At 68.4% G+C, this 19,173-nt stretch carries 17 protein-coding genes; 8 read left to right on the plus strand and 9 right to left on the minus strand.

Going from position 1 to position 19,173, the window contains the following annotated elements; genetic code table 11:
- Positions 1 to 29 precede the first annotated feature (29 nt).
- Complete coding sequence (locus H7F38_RS00190) at positions 30 to 983, minus strand: sigma-70 family RNA polymerase sigma factor (RefSeq protein WP_187092343.1); 954 nt, start codon at positions 981 to 983, stop codon at positions 30 to 32.
- An 815-nt stretch (positions 984 to 1,798) separates the two neighbouring features.
- Between H7F38_RS00190 and H7F38_RS00195 the strand changes: the two genes are divergently transcribed.
- Complete coding sequence (locus H7F38_RS00195) at positions 1,799 to 2,302, plus strand: histidine phosphatase family protein (RefSeq protein WP_187092344.1); 504 nt, start codon at positions 1,799 to 1,801, stop codon at positions 2,300 to 2,302.
- 20 nt (positions 2,303 to 2,322) lie between these two features.
- Positions 2,323 to 3,669 carry a family 1 glycosylhydrolase gene (locus H7F38_RS00200; RefSeq protein WP_187092345.1) on the plus strand — a complete coding sequence of 449 codons (1,347 nt, stop codon included), beginning with the start codon at positions 2,323 to 2,325 and terminating at the stop codon, positions 3,667 to 3,669.
- Here H7F38_RS00200 and H7F38_RS00205 read toward each other — a convergent pair.
- Entirely contained in the window at positions 3,644 to 4,171 is a 528-nt protein-coding gene (locus H7F38_RS00205) for a hypothetical protein (RefSeq protein ID WP_187092346.1), read from the minus strand. The two genes, H7F38_RS00200 and H7F38_RS00205, sit on opposite strands and share 26 nt — an antisense overlap.
- Before the next feature lie 16 nt (positions 4,172 to 4,187).
- Between H7F38_RS00205 and H7F38_RS00210 the strand changes: the two genes are divergently transcribed.
- Complete coding sequence (locus tag H7F38_RS00210) at positions 4,188 to 4,742, plus strand: neutral zinc metallopeptidase (RefSeq protein WP_187092347.1); 555 nt, start codon at positions 4,188 to 4,190, stop codon at positions 4,740 to 4,742.
- Positions 4,743 to 4,768: 26 nt separating this feature from the next.
- Here H7F38_RS00210 and H7F38_RS00215 read toward each other — a convergent pair whose 3' ends face one another.
- From H7F38_RS00215 to H7F38_RS00240, 6 genes are all read right to left on the minus strand, one after another.
- Positions 4,769 to 5,554, minus strand: a complete 786-nt coding sequence (locus tag H7F38_RS00215) for an inositol monophosphatase family protein (protein WP_187092348.1) — start codon at positions 5,552 to 5,554, stop codon at positions 4,769 to 4,771.
- 85 nt (positions 5,555 to 5,639) lie between these two features.
- Positions 5,640 to 6,782, minus strand: a complete 1,143-nt coding sequence (locus H7F38_RS00220; protein WP_187094375.1) for an ABC transporter ATP-binding protein — start codon at positions 6,780 to 6,782, stop codon at positions 5,640 to 5,642.
- Positions 6,782 to 7,687, minus strand: a complete 906-nt coding sequence (locus H7F38_RS00225; RefSeq protein ID WP_187092349.1) for an ABC transporter permease — start codon at positions 7,685 to 7,687, stop codon at positions 6,782 to 6,784. Before H7F38_RS00225 ends, H7F38_RS00220 begins: the two co-directional genes overlap by 1 nt.
- Positions 7,684 to 8,595, minus strand: coding sequence for an ABC transporter permease subunit (locus tag H7F38_RS00230; protein ID WP_222618337.1), 912 nt, complete (start codon positions 8,593 to 8,595; stop codon positions 7,684 to 7,686). The genes H7F38_RS00225 and H7F38_RS00230 overlap by 4 nt, the downstream gene beginning before the upstream one ends.
- A 37-nt stretch (positions 8,596 to 8,632) precedes the next feature.
- Positions 8,633 to 9,892 (minus strand): ABC transporter substrate-binding protein, encoded by a 1,260-nt coding sequence (locus H7F38_RS00235; protein WP_222618338.1) that lies wholly within the window; start codon positions 9,890 to 9,892, stop codon positions 8,633 to 8,635.
- Positions 9,893 to 10,320: 428 nt separating this feature from the next.
- On the minus strand, positions 10,321 to 10,860 hold the full coding sequence (locus tag H7F38_RS00240) for a YbaK/EbsC family protein (protein WP_187092350.1): 540 nt from the start codon (positions 10,858 to 10,860) through the stop codon (positions 10,321 to 10,323).
- 100 nt (positions 10,861 to 10,960) lie between these two features.
- Between H7F38_RS00240 and dusB the strand changes: the two genes are divergently transcribed.
- The 5 genes from dusB (at position 10,961) to phoU (ending at position 17,901) form a co-directional block, all read left to right on the plus strand.
- On the plus strand, positions 10,961 to 12,169 hold the full coding sequence (gene dusB / locus H7F38_RS00245; protein WP_187092351.1) for a tRNA dihydrouridine synthase DusB: 1,209 nt from the start codon (positions 10,961 to 10,963) through the stop codon (positions 12,167 to 12,169).
- Positions 12,170 to 12,206: 37 nt separating this feature from the next.
- On the plus strand, positions 12,207 to 12,647 hold the full coding sequence (locus H7F38_RS00250) for a hypothetical protein (protein WP_187092352.1): 441 nt from the start codon (positions 12,207 to 12,209) through the stop codon (positions 12,645 to 12,647).
- 283 nt (positions 12,648 to 12,930) lie between these two features.
- Entirely contained in the window at positions 12,931 to 15,510 is a 2,580-nt protein-coding gene (locus H7F38_RS00255) for an LCP family protein (protein WP_187092353.1), read from the plus strand.
- 146 nt (positions 15,511 to 15,656) lie between these two features.
- Positions 15,657 to 17,135, plus strand: coding sequence for an LCP family protein (locus tag H7F38_RS00260; RefSeq protein WP_187092354.1), 1,479 nt, complete (start codon positions 15,657 to 15,659; stop codon positions 17,133 to 17,135).
- An 82-nt stretch (positions 17,136 to 17,217) separates the two neighbouring features.
- On the plus strand, positions 17,218 to 17,901 hold the full coding sequence (phoU, locus tag H7F38_RS00265; RefSeq protein WP_187092355.1) for a phosphate signaling complex protein PhoU: 684 nt from the start codon (positions 17,218 to 17,220) through the stop codon (positions 17,899 to 17,901).
- A 153-nt stretch (positions 17,902 to 18,054) separates the two neighbouring features.
- On the opposite strand, the gene H7F38_RS00270 is transcribed toward phoU, so the two are convergent.
- Positions 18,055 to 19,020: a hypothetical protein gene (locus tag H7F38_RS00270; RefSeq protein WP_187092356.1), complete on the minus strand. Its 966-nt coding sequence runs from the start codon at positions 19,018 to 19,020 to the stop codon at positions 18,055 to 18,057.
- Positions 19,021 to 19,173: the final 153 nt, after the last annotated feature.

A 19,173-nucleotide genomic window follows, 5' to 3' on the forward strand; every position in this document is an offset into this window, starting at 1 on the left:
CGCCTCGTCGTTCACGCATCCGGGGGAGGTTACTGCTCCCAGCCGTCACGGAGCTTGTTGAGCACGTCGCGCAGGATCCGGGAGACCTGCATCTGGCTGACGCCGATCACCTCGCCGATCCGGGCCTGGGACAGGCCCTCGCTGAAGCGCATGCCGACCACCCTGCGCTCGCGCTCCGTCAATTTGCTGAGCACGACGTCCAGCGACATCCGATCGTCGACCGCGGTCGTGGAGTCCTCGCCACTCCACTGCTGGGCGATGAACAGACCGGCACCCGAATCGGAGTCCAGCGACGGGGGCCTGCACAAGCCGGCCGCGGCCCTGGCCTCCCGGATGTCCTCCTCGCGGACGCCGAGTCGTTGTCCCACCAACCCGTCGGTCGGCCGGAGTTCGCCGGAATCCTGGAAATCGCGCTCGGCGACGTTGATCGCTGCCCTCAACTCCTGGATTCGTCGCGGCGGGCGCACCAGCCAGGAATGATCCCGGAAGTAGCGCTTGATCTCGCCGGAGATCGTGGGGACGGCGAACTGCAGGAAGTCGTCGCTCAGGCCGGGAAGCCACCGGGACACGGCCTTGACCAGACCCAGGCACGCCAGCTGTTCCAGATCGCCACGCTCCACCCCGCGGCCCCGGTAGCGGGAGGCGATCGACCTGGCCACCCCCATGTGCTCGACCACGACGGCCGATTGCAGCCTGCTGCGTCTGACCGGATCCTGGCAGTCGATCATCTCGGCCAGCAGGGCCGCGACGCGAGCCGACCGATCAGGCTCCCGACTTTCGGAGCGACGATCCTCTGGTGCAGGGGCCTCGACGGGCGCGGGGATGATGTCGACGGTGAGGCCGCCCTCGCGTACCGCGTCCGGATGGATGCGGCTCACCGGGCGGGTGATGACGGAGACGGCGGATTCCGCCGCGGCGCCCTCACGGCGGTCGTGCGAGAGTTGCTCGAAGGCAAGGGAGTGGTAGTCGATGGAAGCAGACACAGAAGTCTCCTCAGTATCAGGAACTTCTGGCGCCTCTGTTGGACCAGATTTTGTCTCTACGGCCAGTGGGTGATGGACCCGGTGCTGGATGCACTGCTGCTGCCCACGGCCTGCGTACTCCGGTCAGCGTACGCCTTGTCCGCCCGTTCAGCCTCCCCGGCCGCCGAACCCGTGGATGGCGTCCGTGTCCGCACTCGCCAGCGACGTGCCGCCCGACCCGCTCCTGGTCGCCCGCGCCTGCGCCGGACGGACGTGTCCGGCGCCGGTGCCCCCCGGTTCACCTGCACACCGAAACTCTCGGCCACGCAGGCGAAGTGGACCTTGTGACGACGACGACGCTGATGCCGCCCTCCGTCGCAGCTCCCCGTAGCGCGCCGACAGTAGTGACTTACGCCACATTCTCGTCGCCTTCGCTTCTCCCGATCTCGGACCGGAAACTTCCCAGAACCGCCAGCAAGCGGGTTGCACCCGAAATGAGAGGCTTTGTCTGTTTCGTGCGTTGCGCCCTGGCAGTGCCCCGGGGAGGCTTCCAAGGATGGCGACGTCGGCGCGACCACCACGGTCGTGCTGGGCAATGGGGTTCGGACCATGGGGTCCGGGCGATGGGGTCCGGGTAATGCGATGGCAAGGTGATCGAAATTGGGTTCCTCGGAGGCTCCCGCCCCGCCATCACGCAGATGCGGAAAATCGCATACCGGTGAAATGGTCGGCCGCACCACACAGCCGCGCCACCACGCGCCACCGTCGGCGAACGCTCTCGATCCTGGGACGGTGACGATGAGATGATGTGGGCGCCGGAGAGAAGGAGCACGATCATGAGCACCACCCGCACCCTGATCCTGATGCGTCACGCCAAATCCGGCTATCCGTCCGGCGTGCGCGATCACGATCGCCCGCTGGCCGAACGCGGCGAGCGTGAGGGGACACTGGCCGGCGACTGGCTGCGCAGGCACGTTCCGCCGGTCGACGCCGTGCTGTCCTCCACCGCCGCCCGGGCCTGCGGCACCGTCATGGTCACCGGCGTGACGGCGCCCCTGCGGACGGCTTCCGAGATCTACGACGCCACACCGGACGAGATCCTCGGACAGATCAGGGAGACCGGGAGCGCCGTGGTGACCCTCCTGGTGGTCGGGCACTCCCCCGGAATGCCAGGACTGGCAACGGAACTCGCCGGCGACGGCAGCCTGGACGAGCCGCTCGGGCACCTGCGCACCCGATTCCCGACCGCCGCCGTTGCCGTGTTGGAGACCGAGAGCGAGTGGCCCGATCTGGCGTACGGGGACGCCAGGTTGGTGGACTTCCACGTTGCACGCAGTTGACCGGGTCGCCTGCTTCCGGAATGCCCGTCGCCGACGAGTTCCCGCACCTACCGCCAGATTTCGAGTTCGGCATCTCCTCGTCGGCGCTCGGGATCGAGGGTGCCGCCCTCGTCGACGGGCGGGAGGAATCCATCTGGGACGCGATCGCCGCCGTGCCCGGCCGGACCGCTGACCGCACCACCGGTGCGGTGGCAGTCGATCACTACCACCGGTACGCCGGCGATGTCCAGCTGCTGACGGCGCTGGGGGTCGATGCCTACCGCTTCTCGATCTCGTGGCCACGGGTCCAACCGGATGGCCGAGGTCCGGGCAATGCGGCCGGCCTGGATTTCTACGATCGATTGGTCGACGCCCTGCTGGCCGGCGGGATCGACCCGTGGGTGACGATCTACCACTGGGACCTGCCCTTGGCGACGATGATGCGCGGCGGCTGGCTCGAGCGCGACACCGCCGACGAACTCGGTGATCTCGCCGCGCTGGTGGCGGGTCGCGTCGGCGATCGGGTCCACCGCTGGACCACGATGGCCGACCCTCTGATCCACATGGCCTACGGGCACGCACTCGGCGTGGACGCACCGGGTCTGACCCTGTTGGACGGCGCCTTCCCGGTCACCCACCATCTTCTGCTGGCCCATGCCCGGGTGCGGGACGTACTGTCGGCCAACCCTTCCGCCTTCATCGGTATCGCCAATCACCACACCGTCGTCCGCCCGGCGAGCGACTCGGCCGCCGACCGCGCCGCGGCCGCGCTGTACGAGAGCTATCACAATCGGCAATTCGCCGATCCCATCCTGATGGGTCGCTATCCCCGATTGTTGCAGCCCCTGGTGGATCAGCATCGGGAGTTGATCCACGCCGGCGACCTGGCCGCGATCGCCGCTCCGTTGGACTTCTACGGCGTCGACTACTTCCACCCGACGACGGTCGCCGCGGCTCCGGAGAACAACACCATTCCCTTTGCGTTGACCGTCATGCCCGAGGTGCCGGTCACCGAATTCGACTGGCCGGTCCACCCCGCGTCGCTGACCGTTCTTCTCCGGCAGCTGAGCCGGCGCTACCCCCGGCTGCCGCCGCTGTTCGTCACCGAGAACGGTGCCGCCTACGCCGACCGGCCCGACGGCGGGTCCGACGACGAGCGGATCGCCTACCTGAGCGGCCATCTCGCCGCCGTCGACGACGCCGTGGCGGCCGGGGTCGACGTTCGGGGCTATTTTCATCGCGGGCTCACCGATGCCTGGGAGGGCACGGAGGGCTTCACCCGGCAGTTCGGTCTGGTCGCCGTCGATCCTGTCGGTCTCGAGCGAATACCGCGTGCGTCCTACGAGTTCTTCCGGAAGGTGATCAGCAGACATTCTGCGCGCCGATGATTCGGACGTAGGTTACGTCCATGGTCCGGATACCGCGCACGCCCGTGATGGTCCTGCTGGCGGTGGGCGCCCTGGTGCTCACCGGCTGCAGCAGATCCGAGGGCGGGACCGCGGTCACCGGTGCCGGTGCGGCCGGCTCTGCGGTCGTGACCTCCGGCGTTCGACCGCTACCCGATTCCGGCAACCCGGCCACCAGCCAGGATGCCCCGACGGGCGGCGTGGGCACCCCGTCGTCGGAATCTGCGGTCCCCTCCAGCAACTCCGAGGTTCCCGTTCCGGTTCCGACCAGCACCGCCCCGACCACGACGAGGACCACCCTGCCCCGGACCACCCTGCCCCCGACCACGCGTCCGACCACCGGCGCGACCACCTCGCCCGGTACCACCCCCGGTACCACCCCGCCGCAGACGGTTCCACCTTCGACGGCCCCACCGACCCCCGCCACCTCCCCGGGACCGCCGACCGCAGCCGGCTTTCCGGTCTGTCCGTCCGTCCGCGTCACCGACATCCCTGCTGTCGTGGCCTGTTTGAAGACGTCGGTGTCGACCTTCTGGTCGGGCCGCCTGAACCAGGTCGTCGATCAGGACGTCGTCGTCGACCCGACTGCGTCCCAGGTGCCCGTGGACTGTCGCGGCGGGCTGACCGCCGCGCCGGCCTTCACCTGCCGGATCAACGACACGGTCTACATCAACCAGAGTTTTCTCGACCAGGTGATCCACGATTTCGGGACCAGCGAAATCCCCTACGCACTGGCCTCTGTCGTCTCGCACGAAATCGGCCACGTGGTGCAGGCAGCGGTGAAGCAGCCCGGGTACGACCGGACCGGCACCTCCAATGCCATTTCCCAGCAGATCGAGCAGCAGGCCGACTGCCTGTCGGGGGTCTGGGCACACTCCCAGATCGGCCGCCTCGACACCCGGGTCTTCCAGACGGTGGCCAGGCAACTGATCACCGACGTCAGCAGCAATCCGGAGATCGCCACCCACGGGACCCCGGATCAGCGGGCCGCCGCCATCGCGCAGGGCCTGAGCACCGGCACACCACAGGGCTGCAAGCTCAGCACGTTCTCCTGACCAGGGCCGGGCCCGGGCGACGCCGGTCAGGCTCCCAGCGATCGGACCAGAGCGGTGTGCAGAGCGGGTCCCGCGACGAGCCAGCCGGTCGGCGCGCCGGTCAGCGAAGTGGTCGTCATGACGGCGCCGGCCTCGACCGCGATCAGTCCGCCGGCCGCGACATCCCAGTGCTGGACGCCCTCTTCCCAGAAGGCATCGAGATGACCGGCGGCCACCTCGCACAGATTCAGCGCGGCGGAACCCATCCGGCGGATGTCGCGGATGTGCGGCAGAAGACGGGCGATGATCGTGCCCTGGGCGGCACGACGTTCCGCGCTGTAGCCGAAACCCGTTGCCAGCAGGGCACGGTCGAGGGCAACCGGTTCCCTCACCCGGAGCGCTCGGCCGTCCAGGAACGCTCCGCCGCCGCGCACGGCGGTGTACATCCGGTTCACCACCGGGTCGTAGACCGCTCCGACCAACCCGCCGTCGGCGTCCTCGGCCGCGATGCTGACCGAGAAGTTGTCCAGTTCGTAGAGGTAGTTGACGGTGCCGTCGAGCGGGTCGATGACCCAGGTGATCCCGGACGTCGACCGCCGAGAGGCGCCCTCCTCGCCGATCAGTCCGTCGTCCGGCCGCTCGGTCAGCAACATCTTCACGATGAGCGCCTCGGACGCACGATCGGCATCGGAAACAGGGTCGGTGGCCGATGATTTGGTGTCCAGGCCCTCGATCCGGCCGTAGCGGGAGAGCAGTTCGGCGCCGGCCGCACGTGCCACCCGGACGGCGAGATCGAGCAGGGCTGCGGTATCAACGCTGTTCACGGAAGTCATGGCCGTCATCCTGCCTGACGCGCCTGCTGGTTCGGTCCCTTCGAAGGGGTAGAACCACCTCGAAGGGACCGAATCGGTCGGTAGATCAGGCCGTCGCCAGCACCGGACTCGGCGCGATGGCCACGTCCACCACCTGGCCGGGCTGGAGCGCCACCGTCTCGCCGACCGACATCTGGGCCAGCAGGATGGTGCCGTCCGCGACGCGCGCCTGGACGCGGCCGTGCGCACCCAGGAAACTGGTCGCCACCACGGTGGCGGTCCCCAGCCCGTTGCCGGTCACACTCGGGGTGAAGCGGATGGCCTCCGGACGCACCAACGCTGTGACCTCACCGGAGGTCGGGGATCCCGGCAACAGCGGAACGGTGCTGCCGAGCACCGAGACGGCGCCCCCGGATGCGTTGCCCACCATCTTGTTCGTCAACCCGATGAAGCCGGCCACGAATGCCGTGGTCGGTGCCGAGTAGATGACGTCGGGCTTGTCGATCTGCTCGATCCGGCCGGCCCGCATCACCCCGACCCGGTCGGCGACCGCGAGGGCCTCCTCCTGGTCGTGGGTGACGAACAGAGTGGTGGTGCCGACCTCGAGCTGGATGCGACGGATCTCGTCGCGCAACTGGACCCTGACCTTGGCGTCCAGCGCGGACAGCGGCTCGTCGAGCAGCAGCACCTTCGGCTGGATGGCCAGGGCCCTGGCCAGCGCGACGCGCTGCTGCTGGCCGCCGGACATCTGGTGGGCGTACCGGTCGGCGTGGTTGTCCAGACCGACGAGCTCCAGGTAGTGCTCGGCGATCTTCTTGCGCTCGCCGGCACCCTTGCCGCGCAGACGCAGCCCGAACGAGACGTTGTCCCGCGCCGTCATGTGCGGAAACAGGGAGTAGGCCTGGAACACCATGCCCATGTCCCGCTTCGAGGTGGGAACCGACGAGATGTCCTTGCCGTCCACGATCACCTGTCCGGCATCGGCGTCCTCCAGACCGGCGAGCACGCGGAGCGCGGTGGTCTTGCCGCATCCGGAAGGACCGAGCAGGACGACCATCTCGCCGGGGTCCATGTTCAGGCTCATCCCCTCCAGTGCGTGGACGTCTCCGTAGGAACGACGCAGACCGCGGAGTTCGACGCCCACGCCCGGGGACCGCACCGCGACGGCGGGTGCTGCCACCGCCGAGGTCGACGCCGGTGCTGCCTTCGACAGCGCAACTTCCTGGACCGCGGACGAGATCGGTTGCATCACTTGCCCTTCTTCGTACGTCGGGTGTTCCCGAGGAAGCTGAATCCGAACATCACGAGGAAGCCGAACACCAGCAGGACCAGGGAGACCGCTGCGGTGAGCCGCGGATCGCCGCTGGCGGACAGACCCAGGTTGAACAGAGCGACCGAGAGATTGCTCTTGCTCAGGAGCGAGGCGACGGTGTACTCGCCCAGGCACAGGGCGATCGTCAGGAACATGGCACCCAGCACCGCACTGCGGATGTTGGGCATCACGATTCGCCACATCACCATCGCCCACGAGCAGCCCAGGCTACGGGCGGCCTCGGACAGGGTCTTCACGTCGATGGCCCGCAGACCGGCATCGATGCTGCGGTAGGCGTACGGGAACGCAAGGACGACGTAGACGAACGTCAGCCAGATGTTCCCGCTGCTCAGGATGTGGGCGATGCCGCGATAGATCGGCCCGAGGCCGACCACCAGCACGATCGCCGGGATGGTCAGCGGCAGCAGACAGAGGAATTCCACGAGTTTGGAGACTTCCGGCACGCGTAGCCGGATCCAGGTCATCGTCGGAACCAGCAGCGCCACCGTGAGTACCGCCGTCACCAGGCAGAGCGCGATGGTGACCTTGAAGCCGGCCACGAGGTCCGGTGCTGCGGCCTCGAGCTTGGTCAGATCGAAGACCGTCGCCCACGAGCTGAAGACGCGTTTGCCATTGAGCAGTCGGGTGGAGAAGTCGATCAGCCCGGCGAGCGGAAGGATCATGAAGATCGCCACCAGCGCCAGGACGATCCATCGGATCGCGGTCTGCTTCCGTCGTGCTGCGGCGCGGAGCTTTCGCGGCTGCCGGTTCGCGGCAGTGTTCACCGGGGCGGCAGCGGGTTCGCTGACGGCCGGTGCGAGGGCGGCATCCAGGGTGCTCATCCGAGCCACCGGGAGGACCGCTTCTGGATCCAGTAGTAGCCGGCCATCACGATGGCCACGATGAGCACCATGATCAACGCCTCGGCCTTCGCGAGATTCGGTGCCCCGTTACCGGTCTCGGACGTGAGCGCGTTGCTGATCTGCAATGTGATCAGCGGGGATCCGAGCCCGACGAGCGCAGCCGCGGTCGCGAAGGCGGAGAAGGCGTTCGCGAAGAGCAGCAGCAGGGCACCCAGGAAGGACGGGGTCAGCAACGGTCCGGCCACCCTGCGCCAGAAGACCCAGGTCGAGCCGCCGAGCGATTCCGCCGCCTCCCGCCACTGCGGACGAATTCCGTCCACCGCCGGAAGGAAGATGATGACCATCAGCGGAATCTGGAAATAGGCGTAGACGATGATCAGGCCGGCCAGGCTGGCGAAATAGTTGACATCGGGCTCGGGGATACCGAACCAGCTGTTCAACGTCCTGCTCACGAGGCCGGTCCGTCCGGTGAACGAGAACAGGAAGGCGAAGGCCAGCATCACGCCGGAGAACTGGGCGAGCACCGACGATGCCGAGGTGATCAACTTGCGCAACAGGCCACCGGGCGCTGCGGTCGAGAGGAAGTAGGCCACCACCGCGCCCACCACCGCGCCGATCAGGGCCGACACCACCGACAGGACGATCGAACGCACCAAGGCCTGCAGGATGACGGACTGGCTGAACAGCTCCCGGAAGTTGGCGAGGGTGAGGGAACCACCGTCACCCTGGAATGCCCCGATGATGACGATCACCGTCGGGACCAGCAGGAAGAGCGCCGTGTAGAGCAGGAACGGCGCCACTCCGAGCATGGGCTTCATCCGCCGTAGCCGGCCGCCGCCCCCCGCGTGGGGGGCGACGGCCGGCGCGGCCAGCACGGTTGCGCTCAAGGCGATCCGCTCGTCGAAGGGTTGTCGGCTACCCGGATCAGCTGATCGCCTTGGCCCAGTTGGCCTTGATGTAGGCGTTGGCCTTGGTGGTCTGGTCCTTCGTCATCTGTGCGATGGCACCCTCGATGACCGGGAGGCTCTTGGCCGAGGTCGCATCGATCGTGCCGGCCTTCTGCATCGCGCTGTAGAGGACCGGCAGCGCGCCACCCTTGATCCAGAAGTTCTGCGCCTGGGCGGTGTAGAGGTATTCCTCCCACAGGCGGGCGGCCGCCGGATGCGGAGCGTCCTTGTTGATCGCCTGGTTGTAGAACGAACCGATGTTCACGCCCTTCGGGGTGAACGTCTTCCAGGTGAAGCCGTTGGCGCTGCCGGCCGCGGTGATCGGAAGCTGGTTGAACGACCAGCCGACGATGGCGTTGACCTTGCCGGCAGAGACCAGCTGCAGGCTGGCCTTGGCCGTGGACAGCGTGCCGGCGGCCTTGAGCGACTTGAAGTAGTCGACGCCCTTGCTGATGTCGTCCAGCGAACCACCGTTGGCGACCGACGCGAAGACGACGGCCAGCAGGCCCTCGTTCGCCTGTGTCGGATCTCCGTCGAGCGCGACGGCGCCCTTGAGCGCCGGGTTCTTGAGGTCCTCCAGCGAGGTCATGTCCTTGCCGAGCACATCGTGGTTGTAGCCGACCGTCATGACGCCGGTGTAGTCGTTGTACCAGAGGCCGTTCGCGTCCTTGTTGGCCGCGGGGATGTCAGCCCAGGCCGCAACCTTGTACGGGGCAAGGTGATCCAGGCTCGCCAGGGTGACGGCTGCGCCGATGTCGAAGACGTCCGGGGCCTGGTCGGTGCCCTTGGTGGTCACGGCCGCCTGGATCTCCTGGGCGGAGCTGATGTCCGGCTGCTGGGAGGTCAATTTGATCTGCGGGTACTTCGCCTTGAAGCCGGCAATGACCTCTTTGTAGTCCGACCAGTCCGGCGGCAGGGCGATGACGTTCAGCGCGCCTTCCTTGTTGGCCGCCGCCACCAGCGCGTCCATGCCGCCCATGGCCGCTGCGGACGTCGCGGTCGCTGCCGTGCCCGTCATCGCCGCCACCGAGGATCCCGACGCCATCGCCGAAGACGGCGCCATGGCGGCAGACGAGGGAGCGGCTGCCGAAGCGGCGCTGCTGGTCGAGCCGGACGTGCTGCCCGAGGCAGCCGTGGAGCTGCTGGAGCCACAGGCAGTGGCCGCCAGGGCGATCACCGCGAGTCCGGCGATCACGCCGGATCGGCTCAAAGTACTGCGGGTGGTGACTACTCGCACTTCATCCTCCTCAGGACATCGTTTACTTGCGGAGCGTCACTCCCGGACATGACGAGATGGCGTCGATGGAGCATCCGGCCGGTGAACTGATCCAGAACGTAGCAAGGGGATTCCGTTGTGGGAATGCCGGCTATGTTTCGATTGCGCAACTGGTTGCACGAGGCGCAACGGATTGGCTCCAATCCCCTGCCAATTGATACCGGGAGCAACGACCTGTTGCGCTCCGTGTTGTTACGGGCCAGAGGCCGCGCTGATCAACTTCGGCGGCGCTCATCAACAGGTTGACTCGCGTCACTCCCATCCCAGAATCGCGACGTTGATGAGCGCGGTCGATGTTGATCAGCGCGGGGGTGGCTCGGGCGCGGGGGGATCAGCGCCGGGGGGGGCTCGGGCGTGGCAGGCGGCTCGGGGGGAACCAGGGGAGTCGCTCACACCTCCCGGGCGAGGTCGTCGATCACTTCCACACCGGGGAGGTCGGCGAGAGCCGCACCGTCGATGACGATCTTCGAGCGGCGGATACCCGAACCGATGATGACCAGTCCTGCCCTGGTCACCCGTGAATCGACGAGAATCGGCCAGCCCGACGGAAGCCCGATCGGGGTGATGCCGCCGTACTCCATCCCGGTCAGTTCGACGGCGTCGGTCATGGCCGCGAAGGAGATCTTCCGGACGTCGATCCGCTTGCGCACCAGACCGTTCACGTCCGCCCGCGTCGTGGCCAGCACGACAGCCGCGGCCCAGCGCTGCTCGCCCTCGCGCTTCCCGGTCACCACCACGCAGTTCGCCGAGGCCGCCGTCGGCACCTCGTAGTGCTCGCAGAACGCCGCGGTGTCCGACAGTTCCGGATCGATCGTCGCGACGTACACCGGTGGGCCGGCCCACCCGATCAGCGCGGAGGCGACCGCCGGGGCCAGTTGATCGGAGCTGGCCGGTTTCAGTTCCAGCCTGCCGAGGGTGGGAGTGCTCACCACCCCACTGTGTCATTTCCGCCCTGTCATTTCCGCCCCAGGGTCTCTCCGCCGGGGCGTTTCCCGCCGCCATTACCCATCCCGTCCCGCGCACGGGACAATGGGTCCCGTGAGTACCGCTACCACCCACCGCACCGCGCCCGTGGCGACCCCCGCCCGCGTGGTGCCGCCGCCCGGGGCCAAGGCCGACGTCCTGAACATCGGGCCCTTCCAGGTCTGGCCCCCGGTCGTCCTGGCTCCGATGGCCGGCATCACGAACACATCCTTCCGGGGGCTGTGCCGCGAGTTCGGGGCCGGGCTGTACGTCTGCGAGATGGTGACCACCCGCGCGTTGGTGGCCCGCGACTGGAAGACCATGGAGATGATCCGGTTCGGACCGCAGGAGCAGCCCCGCTCGCTGCAGCTCTACGGTGTCGACCCGGTCATCGTCGGGCAGGCCGTGAGGATGGTCGTCCAGGAGAACCTCGCCGACCACATCGATCTGAACTTCGGCTGCCCGGTGCCCAAGGTCACCCGCAAGGGCGGTGGGTCGGCCCTTCCCTACAAGCGCAAGCTGTTCGAATCCATCGTCAGGGCCGCGGTCCGGGAGGCGGCCCCGGCCGGGGTCCCGGTCACGGTCAAGATGCGGATCGGCATCGACGAGGACCACATCACCTTCACCGACGCCGGCCGGATCGCGCAGGATTCCGGAGTCGCTGCCGTCGCGCTGCACGGGCGGACGGCGATCCAACACTACTCCGGCCACGCCGACTGGTCCGCGATCGCGAAGCTCAAGGAGATCGTCACCGACATCCCGGTGCTGGGCAACGGCGACATCTTCCGGGCCTCCGACGCGCTGGACATGATGGCCCGGACCGGGTGCGACGGCGTGGTGGTCGGCCGGGGCTGCCAGGGGCGGCCCTGGCTGTTCGCCGAACTGGCCGCGGCCTTCGACGGCCGTCCGGCCCCGACCCCACCGGATTTGCGGACGGTCGCCGGCATCCTCCAGCGGCATGCCGAACTGCTCTGCGTCGAGATGGGCCCGGACCGCGGCATCCGAGATCTTCGCAAGCACATCGCCTGGTACCTCAAGGGTTTCGCTGCCGGTTCGGAGATCCGTCGCGAGCTCGGCATGGTGTCCGGCCTCGATCAGCTTGCGACGCTGCTGAGCCGGCTCGACCTGGATCAGCCGTTTCCGGACGCAGCCGAAGGCCCCCGCGGAAGGCAGGGATCCCCGCAGGGCCGCGTGATCCTGCCCTACGGCTGGCTCGACGACCCCGACGAGATGGTGGTGCCGGCCGACGCTGAACTCGACGCCGGCGGCGGCTGAGGTGCGCCCCCGCCCACCCGTCGGGGCTCTCGTCCTGATGACGGTCGCCGTCCTGGCCGGCGTCGTGGCCGGTTGCGGTGCGGGTGGGTCGACCCTTGCCGACCCGACCGCGACGAACGCAACGGCGGCCCAGGCGCACGCCGTGCAGACGGCGATCGACCACTTCAACGCGACCGCAGGCGGGTCCGTCGCCGCTCAGCAATCGGTCCTGCTCGGGCTGATCTCGGCCGGCCAGTCCACGGCCCAGAGCCGCTGCCCGGCGGTGACGGTCACCATCAGCATGCAACCGGTCTATGCAAGGTTGGCGCCATCACCGGGATGGCGGCCGGCCACTGGATCGCTACCCGGCACCGTCTATGCCGTTCCGACGCTGCTCCGCATCTACACGGGCGACCGCATCACCGGCACGGATCTGACCGATCTGCACCTGGCCATCGCAGACGGCCGGGTCACGTTTCCTGCCATCTGCCTGCGGTGACGCGGCCCAGCTGCCGGACAGCGCACAAACGACAGTCGCAGGCGCAACGGGTCGCCGTCCTGGGCGTCTTGAGCAGGGCGCTGCGCTCTGCACGATCTGAAGCGGTTTCATCTCACGGTCAACACCCATCACATGGCGTCACCCTAGGATGGTCGAGGTTCCGACCCGAAGGGCCGAAGCGAGACGCTGACGGTCGTCAGCGGTGCCGATCAGTTGATCTGACCGGACAGAATTCAGAAGGCTGGAACCGATCGATGAATGTGACGGAACAGAGGGAGGTCGCGTGAGCGACGAGCCGCGCGACGGCAGCGACGTCGACGGACGACCGGGAGAGACCGGTCGGACCGGTGACACCGCAGGACCGGCCGGGAGCGGGTCGGCAGCAGCAGACTCGTCCCACGTTCCGTCCGCTCCATGGGAGCGTCCGCGCCGCTGGAACCAGGATGCCTTGGATGTGACCAGGGTCGATGACCTGCTGGCCAGGCTCGGGGCCGAGGACGAGGTGCCCAGTGGCCGCCGCCGACGACGTCAGGCCGATGCGGCAGAAGGCGCCGGCGTCTCGGCGAGCGAGCTGATCGCGGCCCTGTCAGTCGACGAGTCCGGCAATCCAGGGACCTCCGAGCCCCGGGCCGACCACCACATCACCGAGGAACCGACGGCCGTCACGACCGTGGCCCCGGCGGACCCCACCTCCGGCGATCCGGCGCAGACGTCTGCACCCCCGGCCGCAACCGTCCCGCCAACCTTCTCCGCGCCCGCACCCGCACCCGCACCCGCACCCGCACCCGCACCCGACGAGGCCACCACCCTCCTGGCCACACATACCGACTCAACGCAGATCCACGCCACACAGACCCAGGAATCGCCCTGGGCCCCGACCACCCCGGCCGGCGCGGAGGACCACACCGTCCTGCTCCCCCCGCGAATCGGCCCCGGCGACAAGGCGCCCATCAGGGATCTGGGAGAGGACCCCCGCACCGACTACATCCCCAAGATGACCGGGATCGTGGCCGACCGGGCGGAGGCCGACTCGATCCTGGCGTCGCTGCGGCGGCAGAGCCAGTCCGGAGCGCCGGCCGTCTACGGCACCGCGAGCGACGGGTACGTCAGTACGGCAGGTGCAGCCGCCTACGGCCCCGCGGCAGCGGCCGGTCACACCGGCGGCCCCCCGCCCTCCCCCCCGACCGGCGGCCACGGTGGCCACGGTGGCCACGGGCCCTCCGACCCTCCGCCCCGCCGACGACGCGGCCTGCTCTACGCCACGCGCGGGGTCGCCGCCGCGGTCGCTCTGATCACGCTGCTGGGCATGGGCGTGGAGTGGAAGATCAAAGATCGGGCGGACGCCGGTCTGCAGCGGAACTCCGTCTCGGGAGCCCTCAACACCAGTGACACCAATATCTCCTCGGCCAGGACGGCGCCACAGGTGGTGACCAATTCCAAGGGCGTCAAGTCCACCGAGGCGGCCCGACCGAAGGCGACCTACGCGCCGGAGAACATCCTGCTGCTGGGCTCCGACACCCGGGCGGGCAACAACGGCAACGCCGGCAACCAGGGCGCCGGTACCAGTGGCACCGCCAACTCCGACACCCTGATGGTCGCCCACATCTCGGGTGATCGGTCGCACGTGACGATCCTGTCGATCCCACGGGACACGCTGATCCCGGCTCCGAAGTGCAAGATCTGGAACGCCGTCACCGGCCAGGTCTCCGATCAGTACCAGCCGATCACCCCCACCGAGGTCTACCACATCAACAGCGCCTACTCGGTGGGCGGACCGACGTGCACGGTGACCGCCGTGCAGAGCCTCACCCACCTCGGCATCACCCGGATGATCGGCATCGACTTCTCCGGCTTCCAGTCCATGGTCGATGCTCTTGGCGGCATCAACGTGAACATCTGCCGGCCCATCGTCGACACGGTGCTCGGCACCGTCGTCCCACAGGGGGGTCTGCAGAAGATCCAGGGCGTGCAGGCCCTCAATCTGGTGCGTGCCCGCGACGTCATCGGTGACACCCTGTCGGACCTGGCCCGGATCAGGCGCCAGCAGGTCGTGTTGTCGGCGATCCTGCGGCAGGTCACCCAGGCCGGCACCCTGTTGAACCCGGCCAAGCTGGACAAGTTCCTGCAGGCCTTCACCAAGAACACCTTCACCCAGAACGTGAAGGTGGAGGACCTGGTGACGCTGGCCGGTTCGCTCGGCAGCCTCGACCCGACGCACGTCACCTTCTACACGCTGCCGACGGTGCCCAGCACGACCGTGGACGGAGCCCTGGACGTCGACAGGACCAAGGCGCCGATCATCTTCGACGACCTGATCAACGACCTGCCGCTGCCGGGCGAGGTGACCACCGCGGCCGCCACGAAGGCGCCGGCCACGCCGACTCCCAGCCCGACCCCGGCGGCTCCCAGCCTGAAGCTCACCGCGGCACCGTCGACGGTGGATCTCGAGATCTACAACCTCACGGGTCAGGCGAACGTCGCCACCGCCGCCCAGCAAAAGCTCAACGCAGTCGGTTTCCACGTCTCCGACAGCCAGCTGTTCAAGCCGGACAGCGGAAGCCAGGCCGGTACCACCGTTTTGTACGCCGCGACGAATCGGGCGGCAGCCCTGACCGTCGCCTCGTCGGTGCCGGGCTCGACCCTGGTGGTGACGCCCGGGCTGGGCAACACCGTGCGGCTGAATCTCGGGTCGTCCTATGCCGGTGCGATCGTTGCGGCGAAGGTCGGGCAGAGCGCCCCGCCGTCGTTGGCGACGGTCAGCACCGGACCCGCCATCAGCGTGGCGGCAGCTGCCGGAGCCTCCGGCACGCTGGCCTCGACCGCCCTGTCGTCGGTGAACGCCGGAGCGGGCACCTGCGCCTAGATCACCCGTCCGCCGAATCGGTCAGTACTGTCGAAAGCGGACCCGTCCACCGCGGCCCTCCGACCGGCGCTGCGTCATCACTCCGGTGATCGGATGCCGAGAGGCCGCGGACAACGGTCCGTCATCGACGAGACCGAGGGGTTCCCGTGACCGACGCATCACCGCCGAGCGCAGGTCGGCTGTCGACCCGTCCGCGCTTCGGATGGCTCCTGAGAGCGGGGGTCACCGTGCTCTCGGTGATCACCCTGTTGGCCATGGGCCTGGAATGGCAGATCAAGCATCGCGCAGACGTGGGCATCGCCGCCAACCACGTCAATGCCCTGGTGGCAAGAACGCCGGCACCGCCCCTGACGACCCGCATGACGACGGCAATCGGACCGACGACCGGGGCTGCGGCCACCGCCCGGGCGCTGATCGCCGCGAGCAGTCCAGCGGCGCCGACCACGCGCACCTCCTCCGCCACCACCTACCAGGCCGAGAACATCCTGCTGCTGGGTTCGGACACCCGCAGCGGCGGCAACGCAGTCGTCGGATCGGATCCGTCCACCAACGGGGTGGCAAATTCCGACGTGGTGATGATCGCGCACATCAGCGCCGACCGTCAGCACGTCACAGTGCTGTCCATCCCGCGCGACACGATGGTCCCCGCCCCCACCACCTGTCACTTCTGGAACTCCACGACCGGGGTGGTGTCGAAGGAGATCTACCAGCCCTCGCCCGGGGAGCGTTTCCACTTCAACTCCGGCTACTCGGTGGGCGGACCGCAGTGCACCGTCACCGAGGTGCAGAACCTCACCGGCCTGCAGATCGACCGTTTCATCGGCATCGACTTCGTCGGTTTCCAGGCCATGGTGGATGCGCTGAACGGCGTCACCGTCGACATCTGCTCCCCGGTCGTCGACACCGTCCTGGGTACCGTGGTCCCGAGGGCCGGCGTACAGAGGATCAACGGGGGTCAGGCCCTGAACCTCGTCAGGGCCAGGGATGTCATCGGCGACAACCTGTCGGACCTGGCCAGGATCCGTCGTCAGCAGATCGTCCTGTCGGCGCTCCTCCGGCAGGTGACGACGGCCGGTACGCTGCTGAACCCGGCCAAGCTGGACAACTTCCTGCAGGCCTTCGTCAAGAACACCGTGACCGACAACGTCACCGTCGACGACCTCGTCACGCTGGCCGGGTCGCTCGGCAACCTGAGCCCCGGAATCGTCAACTTCTACACGCTCCCGACGTACCCCAGCACGATCACCGACGGCGCACTGGAGGTCGACACAGCGGCCGCGCCCCCGATTCTCATTGCGATGGCCCAGGACCGGCCGGTGTCCCCCACTTCTCCGACGACGACCGGGACCACCTCCCCGGCCGCAACCGCACCGGTGGGCAGCCCACCCGTCGGCAGCCCACCGGGCAGCACCAGAGGCGCACCCGCGACGTCGGCGCCCGGCATCCCGCAGTTCAGCCTGGCTTTCCCGACCACGCCGGCCTCGTCGGCCTCGTCGGCCTCGTCGGCCGGATCGGCCGGATCGGCCGGATCGGCCGGATCACGGCCTCCAGCCGCTGGTTCCACCTCCGCCGGGCAGGCCGTGAACGCGGCCACCGCGCAGTGTGCGGGTCCCGGCAATGAGTGAGCAGGGCACCTGACACCTGGCGTTCACCCGACGTCCACCCGCCGTCCGGCGGCGGCGCGTGCGATGGCTCTATCCTGACGACATGCGCCAGGCCTACCAGATCCGACTCAACGACCTCGGCGACCACGGTGCACGAATGTGCCAGGTCGCCAGTGACGCCCTTCGCGATGCCACCAAATCGCTGCTGACCGCCGACCTCGCCCTGGCCGAGAAGGTGATCGCAACAGACGTCCAGCTGGACGAGATGCGTTCCAGCGCGGAGACTGTCGCATTCGAGATACTGGCCCTGCAAGCCCCCGTCGCCTCCGATCTGCGGGCCGTCATCTCGGCTCTGTGGATCGTTGCGGACCTGCAGCGGATGGGCGCGCTGGCCATCCACGTCGCCAAGGCCGCGCGTCGCCGACATCCCGCCCAGGTGATCCCGGTCGAGGTGCGACCGATCTTCGAGCGGATGGGGAGGGTCGGTGTCCACCTGGCCGACCAGGCCGGCAAGGTCCTGCTGGAGCGCAATGTGGAGCTCGCCAGGGTGATGGAGTCCGAGGACGACCTGATGGACGACCTCCACCAGGAGATGTTCGCCGCTCTGCTGTCTCCGAACTGGTCCCACGGCGTCGAGCCGGCCGTCGACCTGTCGCTGCTCGGCCGCTTCTACGAACGCTTCGCCGATCACGCTGTCGCGGTCGCCCGCCGGGTGGTCTTCCTGGTGACCGGCGAGAACGTCGGGGGCGACACCACCCCGACGGCCTTCACCCCGCCCGAGCGATAGCCCCCGCCAGTCCCGTCCCGTCCCGTCCCGTCCCGTCCCGTCCCGTCCCGTCCCGTCCCGTCCCGTCATCGACCGGAATGAGAACCCGCGTCATCAGGGCCCGAACTGCGGATCCCATTCCGGTCGATGCTCCCTGGCGTTCGCCACCCGCCCTCATGCTGACGCCGAACGGCGGAGATCCAGGAACCGTGCGATGTCCTCGACCAGGCGGGGCCGCTCGTTCCAGACCATGTGACCGGTCACCCCGAGCATCAGCCAGCCGGCGCCGGCCAAGGCGTTGTACCGCTGGCGGTCCCTGGTCAGCGCTGCACCCGTGTGGAACTCGACGCCGTCGTACTCACAGCCCACCTTCTGCTCGGGCCAGCCCAGATCTACCCAGAATTCACCGACGGGCGTCCGCACCGGAATCTGCGTGGTCGGGGTCGGGAAGCCGGCGTCCAGGCACACCCAACGCAGCCACGATTCCCCGGGGGAGGCCGCACCGGGGTCCGTCAGCGGAACCAGCCGACGCATCAGCCTCACCCCGCGAATGCTCATCCGCGCCGCCAGCAGGAGCAGGTCGGCCGATGTCGCGCCGGTGTGCCGGACGGCGGCATCCAGCACCGCCAGAGATTTGGCCGGATGAGGTTGGCGGGCGGCGATCCGAAGGGCAGTCTCGGTCAGATCGGTGACGGCCTGCCCGGCCACCCGTTGCAACGGCCGCAGCAGTTCCGGACGGTGGTGCACCAATCCATGTCGATGGCTCGGCCAGTCCTGCACGGCGAGGATGTGCGTGTCGGGGTCGCGGGCGACGTCGAACCCATGGAGCTCGGCCGCCGTGTCGAGGCAGGCCACCACCGGGCGACGGAGCGACAACGCTGCAGCCGCCAGCCTGGTGCCGGCACCGATGCGATGCTGCTCGGCATTGCGGAATCCGTGCGCCTCGAACAGCGGTGCGACGGTCGGACTGCTCAGCTCCGGCACGACGAAAGTGTTGTACCACAGGCGGTTCAGGCCTCCCTCGCGCACCAGGGACAGAAGCCTGCGTTCGCCCAGGTGATCCGCGATCTGAGACCCGAGCAGGGCGCCGGACTGCTCCCGGGCGAGCGTCCAGAGCGCGGGCGGCAACGGTTTGATCATCCCGACAGCCTCGTGACCAGGCACGCACCCGGCCAGCCCCGCCACCAGAATGTGGATGGAATCAGCCCATGGGGATAACTCTCCCCTCCCGCCACGCATCGACCGGAATGAGATCCCTACTTCGAGGGGCCCGGAATGCGGATCTCATTCCGG

It is taken from the genome of Nakamurella sp. PAMC28650, from assembly GCF_014303395.1.
Classification (GTDB): Bacteria; Actinomycetota; Actinomycetes; order Mycobacteriales; family Nakamurellaceae; genus Nakamurella.